Source organism: Crenothrix polyspora, from assembly GCF_900163755.1.
In the GTDB taxonomy this organism is placed as follows: Bacteria; Pseudomonadota; Gammaproteobacteria; order Methylococcales; family Methylomonadaceae; genus Crenothrix; species Crenothrix polyspora.
Genome location: NZ_FUKI01000100.1, coordinates 1 through 6,953, shown reverse-complemented (window position 1 = coordinate 6,953; position 6,953 = coordinate 1). Strand labels below are relative to the sequence as shown.

Below are 6,953 nucleotides of genomic sequence, written 5' to 3'. Positions count from 1 at the left end.
TCACTAAATTATCAAACTGTTAAAAAATAGCAATAGCTTTGGAAAAAGTGTACGGTAGTGAAGTTACGCGTTATGTTTTTCTTGCTTTAAGTGGCTTCTTTTCGTTGTATCCTCCCGATTTTTGCTCAATCTACTAAACTTACGTTTCTCAATAAAGTCATTTATATAATTACTTACTTTTAATTATTAGCTTTTCATTGTTCTATTATTACTAATATCACGGTAATTTTTAACAAAAAAGTTGCCAGTAATCTGTTATCTTTACAAGTCCGCCCAAGTGATGTTGGGGTATTGATTTTTTTCAATGGTAACAGGGGAACAGATATGGCAACTTTAGATGATTACGCTAATAACACCACAAGCACTGGTAAGCTGGTTTTTTCTACCAGTAGTTCAGGGTTTATTGAAACGGCAGACGATCACGACTGGTTTAAAGTGTCTTTGCTAGCGGGTAAGGCTTACGAATTTTCTGCGACTACCACCTATGATGATTACCTTGCTTTCATGGGGCTTTTATTAAGTCCAAGCATTGATATATATGATGCTACGGGCAAATTGATACCGACAAAACCTTCGTTTTATATACCAACCGTTTCCGGCGATTACTATGTGGATGTGAGTGATGCTGCCACTAAAAACACTGGCGATTATGATTTAAGTGTTTCGAATTTAAATAAAGAAAATTTTATTGCTGGCAGGCGCTATATTATTGGCAGCGTTGAAATGAGTAACCAAAGTGGGGGATATACACCACCCAATATTTTTGATTCAACAGGAAAGAAGCCTTTACTGGATATTTATAATGACGGGGTAGAAACCTATTATGTTTTTTCACCTCTAAAATCAGCTGCGTATTATTCAGCTGACTCATTCTTTTCGTATGCTGATGATTTTGGCGACAGTATAGCGACAGCCAGCCCACAAAATCCACCGACGTCAAAAGCGTCCATTACTATTAATGGTCAAAACGAAGCCCATTTCGATAGAGATTTTTTTTCTATATCGATGACAGCAGGTGTGAATTATAAGTTTGAAGAAACATTGAGCACCTCGAATTATCTTAAAATTTATGATGCGTCGGGTAACGTTGTTGTTGACGCATTTGATGCGAATTTTAATTTAAAACCTTATCTTGTGTTTACCACCCCTCATTCTGCCAAGTACTATCTGGAAGTGGGATATTGGGAGGGGGCAAATAAACCAGCTTATGCTGTAACTGTAACTCAAGTATTGATTCTTAGTGGAACCAAGCGTAACGATAATTTAAAAGGTGGTATTTTTGACGACTTTATCAATGGTTATGCAGGCAATGACAAGCTTAATCCGACATTCCGCACCCCTATTCATAATTTTATGATTAAATTTAATTTAATAATTTCAGTATGTTATAAATTTGTCGAATTTTTGGCGTATTTTCAAAGTCATTTATATCAGCTTATATTTAACAAAAAACAAACGAGAGATGAATTTTTCTTGTTTTAATTCGAAAGTCTAAAATCCAAAAAAATACTAAAATTCATTAAATATCAATATGTTATTTAAATGCTGAATTTTTATTTAGGGGTGCGGAATGTCGGCTTAATGGCTTTGCAGGCAACGATATCCTAGATGGTGGTGTAGGTAACGATGTTCTCAGTGGTGGCGCAGGTCATGACGAGCTTATGGGAGGAGCTGGCAATGATAGGCTCAATGGAAACTCTGAGGATGATAAATTGAATGGTGGCCTAGGCAATGATATCTTGGTTGGTGGCTCTGGACAAGACATAATAAACGCAGATTCTGGCAATGATATTATTCTTATACACCAAGGCGATAGTCTAACGGGTAACTTTGATGTTATTAAAGCGTTTGATAACGCTGATCGCCTTGATTTAGATAGTAGCCACATTGCCGCTAATGTTGTCAATGCTGACGGTATCAACTTTGGGGTTATCCGTAGCCATCATATCAATAATGGTTTGATTAGTTTTGACGACCTCAATAAATACACAGCTCCTTTAACCATTTCAACAGAAAAAATTGCTGATGTATTAAAATATCTACAGGCTAATATTGCCAACGTGGGCGATACTGTAGCATTTGTAGCAGGACAGGACACTTACGTGTTTCAAAATGGCGCAGCCGTGGATACATTAGTGGAATTAGTCGGTGTCGTCTCTAAAGGAATTAATGCTCATGGCGTGAATGGCTTTGTGCATTTGGTTTAGCATCTGGCTTAGTAAAACTCATATTTTTTTCGCAGCTTAACGATAAGCTGACCAAAGAGCCGTAAATAAAACGCTGGTATCACGGCCGCCGTTAGCGTGCCAAACAACTTTATTTTGGCTAAATTAGCACCAGACCAAATACCAACCGTATTCTGAAAAACAACGTGCGACAACGGTTAAAATAAATTATCCCGCGCATTATCCAAAATAGCCGTCACCGCCGGATGCTTAAGTTGCCTGCGCACGGTAATCGCGTAAAAACGCTCTTTGACCACCGCAATTCTACCCACCACCTCCACCACATACTGACGTTGAATTTCCGCCTCAACCGTGGTGGGCGCAACAAACAGTCCCATGCCGCCTTTGCCAAAGGTTTTTATCAGGGCGCTATCCTCAATTTCCGCCTGAATGTTTGGCCGGATACTTTCGCTGTCAAACCATTGGTCTAAAGATCGGCGCAGTGCCGTGTTGCCGGTGGGCAGCAAAAACGGCGCACCACTCAAAGAACGTGGAAAGTTAGGGCGATAAATGGCCGCCAATTGTGCAGTGGCAAACACCGTTACCGGAGACTCACCCAACAGATGATTGAAAACATTGGCATTACTGTTAGACGTAAGTGGCGTATCGGACAAGACCAGATCAATGCTTTGCAATGACACATCGGCCAACAGGCGCTCCACCTTGTCTTCATAACAGAAAATTTGCACGGGTTCCGGCAGTTGAAAGACCGGCTGCATCAACCGATACACCACCAATTTGGGCAACGCATCGGCAATACCAATGCTTAAGCGTAACGCCCTGCCAGTGGGCAAGCCTTTTAAGGTATTGCCTAACTCACGGCCTAAAGCAAAAATCTCCTCGGCATAGTGGAAAACAATGCGTCCGGTATCGGTCAATTGCAGTTTGCGGCCTTGCTTATAAAATAATTTTTCACCAATCGCCTGCTCAAATACCGTCAACTGCCCGCTGATGGTCGGTTGGGCGAGATGCAGTTTTTCACAGGCTGCGGTAATGCTGCCTTCGGTAACGACATGCCAGAAATAAAATAAATGTTGATAATTGAGTCGTTGCATAGGCATTAATAGTTCGTAATTTCCGATATTATTCTTCTAAACATTCTATTTTTCAATAAATAAATGGCCGTGTACACTGTTATCAAGTCATTCAACTACGAGGACATATCATGCAAAAGTTACTACAAGGTTTGCAACATTATCAAACCACGGTTTTCGGCTCACAACGCGAATTGTTTGAGCGCCTGTCGGAAGGCCAAACACCGGAGGTTTTGTTCATTACCTGTTCCGACTCACGCATTAACCCCAACCTGCTCACCCAAACCGAACCTGGCGAATTATTCATCTTACGCAATGCCGGTAATTTGGTACCACCTTACGGGGCATTGCACGGCGGTGAGGCGGCAACGATTGAGTTTGCTGTCGCAGGCTTGGGCGTTAAGGATATTATCGTCTGTGGCCACAGCCATTGCGGAGCCATGAAAGGCCTACTTGCACCACCTGCACAAACCGACTTTCCCGCCTTAAGCCAATGGCTGCACCATGCAGAATCCACCCGCCGTATTGTGCGCGATAAATATGCCCATCTGGGCGATGCGGCATTACTCAATGTGGCCACGCAAGAAAACGTGCTAATGCAAATGGAAAACCTGCGTACCCATCCGGTGGTGGCATCGGGGCTATCGCAGGGCAAGGTTAAATTACATGGTTGGGTGTATAAAATTGAGACCGGCGAAGTGTTTGGCTACGACCCGCAAATCTGCCAGTTTAAGGTGCTGACCGAGCAACGCGCCAGCTTGTCGTTACCGGAACGCCAGTTTATGGCCTTAGAAATTTAATCGCTAACCTTAACAAAACTACTATGTCTATCTCTTACAACGACACCGAATTAAGCCGCTCCAACCGCCTATTGAATTCAGTCTTGACACGGGTCTTAAACGAGCAAACCCAACCTGACATCACCCCCGCCGTTGAGCAACTGCAAACCCGTTTCGCCAGTTGGACAAGTGATGGCAATACCAACAAGCTAAATCTGTTACGTAACAGTATTGAAAAGCTCAATCTTGATGCGATTAGCGGCGTGGTGCGGGTATTCAACCATTATTTCAGCTTGCTCAATATCGCCGAAGAATCTTATTACTTGGGTATACGGCGGCGGCAAGCTGAACAAGGCGGACATTATTGGCCCAACTCGTTCCACGACACCTTGTTGGCACTTAAAGATTCCGGGGTAACGGCGGATAAGCTCCAGGTGCTGCTGGATGAATTGCTGTATTTGCCGGTGATGACCGCACACCCCACAGAAGCCAAGCGCCGTACGGTAAAAAACGCCTTGCGCAATGTGTTTATCACCCACGAATCACTGGGCGACAAGCGCCTAAAAGGCTATCTGCGTAAAGAAGGTCTAGAGCGCTTGCAAGCACAAATTCAACTGCTGTGGAAAACCGACGAAGTGCGTGGGCGAAAAATGACCGTCGTTGACGAGATTGATGCGGGCTTGTTTTATTTTCCGCTGTCTCTGTTCCAGGCTACTGCACGGGTATACCGTAACTTGGAGCGCTCGTTGGTTGATGTGTATGGCGAAGACATTGCGGCTACCCTGCGTATCCCCAGCTTTTTGCACTATGGCAGCTGGATAGGTGGTGACCGTGACGGCAACCCCAATGTCACCCCAGAAACCACCGTGTTGGCGTTGCGCTTGCAGGCGCAAACCGTGTTGCAAGAATACATCCGGCGGCTGGAGGTTTTGCACGGCGAATATTCGCATTCGTATGGTTTTTGTGAGCTGCCGGATGATTTTATAGGCAGCTTAGGCGCAGACCGTAGCAAACTCGGCGGATTGATTGCTGAACTGGAAAAACCTTATCTGCAAGAACCTTACCGGCACAAACTGGCGATCATGAAATACCGTATGGAGCGCAGTTTAACCCAGGTGCAACAACGTCTGCGTGGCGAGTCGGTGTTGCCCGATAATTACGGCTATGCCAATGTGACCGAGTTTTTGGCCGACTTACATTTAATAGACAGCGCACTGCGTAGCCACGGTGATGCCAATATCGCCAACTTGGAACTGCACGATTTAATCCGCCTGACCGAAACCTTTGGCTTTCATTTGATGCAATTGGATGTCCGGCAAGAATCCACCCGCCACAGTGATGCGGTTGCTGATATTTTGCAGGCATCGTTGGGGCTGGATTATACCGCCCTGGATGAAAACCAACGCCTGGCCTTGCTCAGTGAGGCCATTGCCACCCCCGGCGGTTTGCTGTACGACAGTGCCAACCTATCGGCTGCCACCCGTGAAACCCTGGCCAGTTTTGAGGTAATGGCGATGATGCGCCGAGAAATTGGGGCCGGTTGTTTTGGCAAATACGTTATTTCCATGACCCATGCCGCCAGTCATATTATGGAAGTGATGCTGCTGGCGGCGCAAAATGGCCTGGTCGGGCGTTTGGGAGGGCGTTGGTATTGCCACATGGGTGTCAGTCCATTATTTGAAACCATTGACGATTTAAACCGCATTGACAACGTGCTGAGCCAATTGTTTGACACCCCGACCTACCGTGAACTTTTGAGCGTATCCGGTAACCGTCAAGAAATTATGCTCGGCTATTCGGACTCCTGCAAAGACGGCGGCATTTTGGCATCCGCCTGGGGACTGTCGCAAGCACAGCGTAAAATCATCGCCCTAGCTGAGCTGCGCGGCATTAAGTGCCTGTTATTTCATGGCCGTGGCGGAACGGTCGGGCGTGGCGGTGGCCCTACTCATGAGGCCATTTTGGCGCAGCCGCCCGACACGGTGCGCGGGCAAATCAAGTTCACCGAGCAAGGCGAAGTGTTGTTTTACCGCTATAACAACATGGAAACCGCTATCTACGAACTGACAATGGGCATTACCGGACTGATGAAAGCCAGCCTCAGCTTGGTGCAACCAGTACGGCGTGATGAGCCTGAGCATTTGGCCATCATGGATGAACTAGCGCACATCGGTGAGCAAAGTTACCGTGACCTGACCGAGCGCACCCCAGGCTTTTTAGATTATTTTTACGAGGCCACCCCTGTGGGGGAAATCGGCCAGCTTAATATTGGCTCGCGTCCTTCGCATCGTAAGAAGCAGGATCGCTCTAAAAATTCAGTACGTGCCATCGGCTGGGTATTTGCCTGGGCGCAATCACGGCAAACGTTTCCGGCCTGGTACGGTATTGGCTTCAGCTTGGCGACCTGGTGTGCGGGCAAACCAGAACGCTTGGAGACGTTACAAACCATGTACCGCGATTGGCCTTTTTTTCGCAATTTATTGAGCAATGCCCAAATGGCACTGAGCAAATCTGATATGGCCATTGCCAAGGAATACGCGGGACTGTGCGTTGATCCTGAAACCGGTAAACGGGTTTATGGTTTGATTGCCAGCGAGCATCAGCGCTGTGTGGAATGGATTTTGGATATTGCCAACGCAGGCAAATTACTGGAAGACAACCCTGTTCTAGCAGCCTCATTGCATCGACGTGATGCGTATTTGGGGCCACTTAATTATCTGCAAGTGTTTTTGTTACGTAAAGTGCGTGAAATTGATGCTACGCAGAGCGATGAAAACCCATGGTTGAAACCCTTGCTGCGCAGTATTAACGCCATTGCCGCTGGCATGCGGAATACCGGTTAATAACAAGGGACTCGTCAGTCGTAAGTTCGCTAAATGCACGGTGTAAAACCACCCATGCCCCAGGTTTTCAGC

Annotated in this window: 5 protein-coding genes; 4 read left to right on the top strand and 1 reads right to left on the bottom strand. The window is 46.0% G+C overall.

Features of this window, described 5'->3' with window-relative positions; all coding sequences use genetic code 11:
- Window positions 1–324 precede the first annotated feature (324 nt).
- Together CRENPOLYSF2_RS07275 and CRENPOLYSF2_RS07270 are read left to right on the top strand one after the other, a co-directional pair.
- The gene (locus CRENPOLYSF2_RS07275; RefSeq protein WP_087143294.1) at window positions 325–1,482 is read left to right on the top strand and encodes a hypothetical protein; all 1,158 of its coding nucleotides are present in this window, start codon (window positions 325–327) and stop codon (window positions 1,480–1,482) included.
- 41 nt (window positions 1,483–1,523) lie between these two features.
- On the top strand, window positions 1,524–2,207 hold the full coding sequence (locus CRENPOLYSF2_RS07270) for a calcium-binding protein (protein ID WP_087143293.1): 684 nt from the start codon (window positions 1,524–1,526) through the stop codon (window positions 2,205–2,207).
- 176 nt (window positions 2,208–2,383) lie between these two features.
- Here the strand turns inward: CRENPOLYSF2_RS07270 and nhaR are convergent, their stop codons facing one another.
- Window positions 2,384–3,286 carry a transcriptional activator NhaR gene (gene nhaR, locus CRENPOLYSF2_RS07265; RefSeq protein ID WP_245807936.1) on the bottom strand — a complete coding sequence of 301 codons (903 nt, stop codon included), beginning with the start codon at window positions 3,284–3,286 and terminating at the stop codon, window positions 2,384–2,386.
- 104 nt (window positions 3,287–3,390) lie between these two features.
- On the opposite strand from nhaR, the gene CRENPOLYSF2_RS07260 reads away from it, so the two are divergent.
- Window positions 3,391–4,059, top strand: coding sequence for a carbonic anhydrase (locus CRENPOLYSF2_RS07260; RefSeq protein ID WP_087143292.1), 669 nt, complete (start codon window positions 3,391–3,393; stop codon window positions 4,057–4,059).
- Window positions 4,060–4,082: 23 nt separating this feature from the next.
- A complete protein-coding gene (gene ppc / locus CRENPOLYSF2_RS07255; RefSeq protein ID WP_087143291.1) occupies window positions 4,083–6,881 on the top strand; it encodes a phosphoenolpyruvate carboxylase in 2,799 nt (932 codons plus the stop codon).
- Window positions 6,882–6,953: the final 72 nt, after the last annotated feature.

Bases quoted from the DNA above. Each gene is read 5' to 3' on its own strand.
- CRENPOLYSF2_RS07275 (WP_087143294.1), top strand. From the start codon at position 325: ATGGCAACTTTAGATGATTACGCTAATAACACCACAAGCACTGGTAAG.
- nhaR (WP_245807936.1), bottom strand. From the start codon at position 3,286: ATGCCTATGCAACGACTCAATTATCAACATTTATTTTATTTCTGGCAT.
- CRENPOLYSF2_RS07260 (WP_087143292.1), top strand. From the start codon at position 3,391: ATGCAAAAGTTACTACAAGGTTTGCAACATTATCAAACCACGGTTTTC.
- ppc (WP_087143291.1), top strand. From the start codon at position 4,083: ATGTCTATCTCTTACAACGACACCGAATTAAGCCGCTCCAACCGCCTA.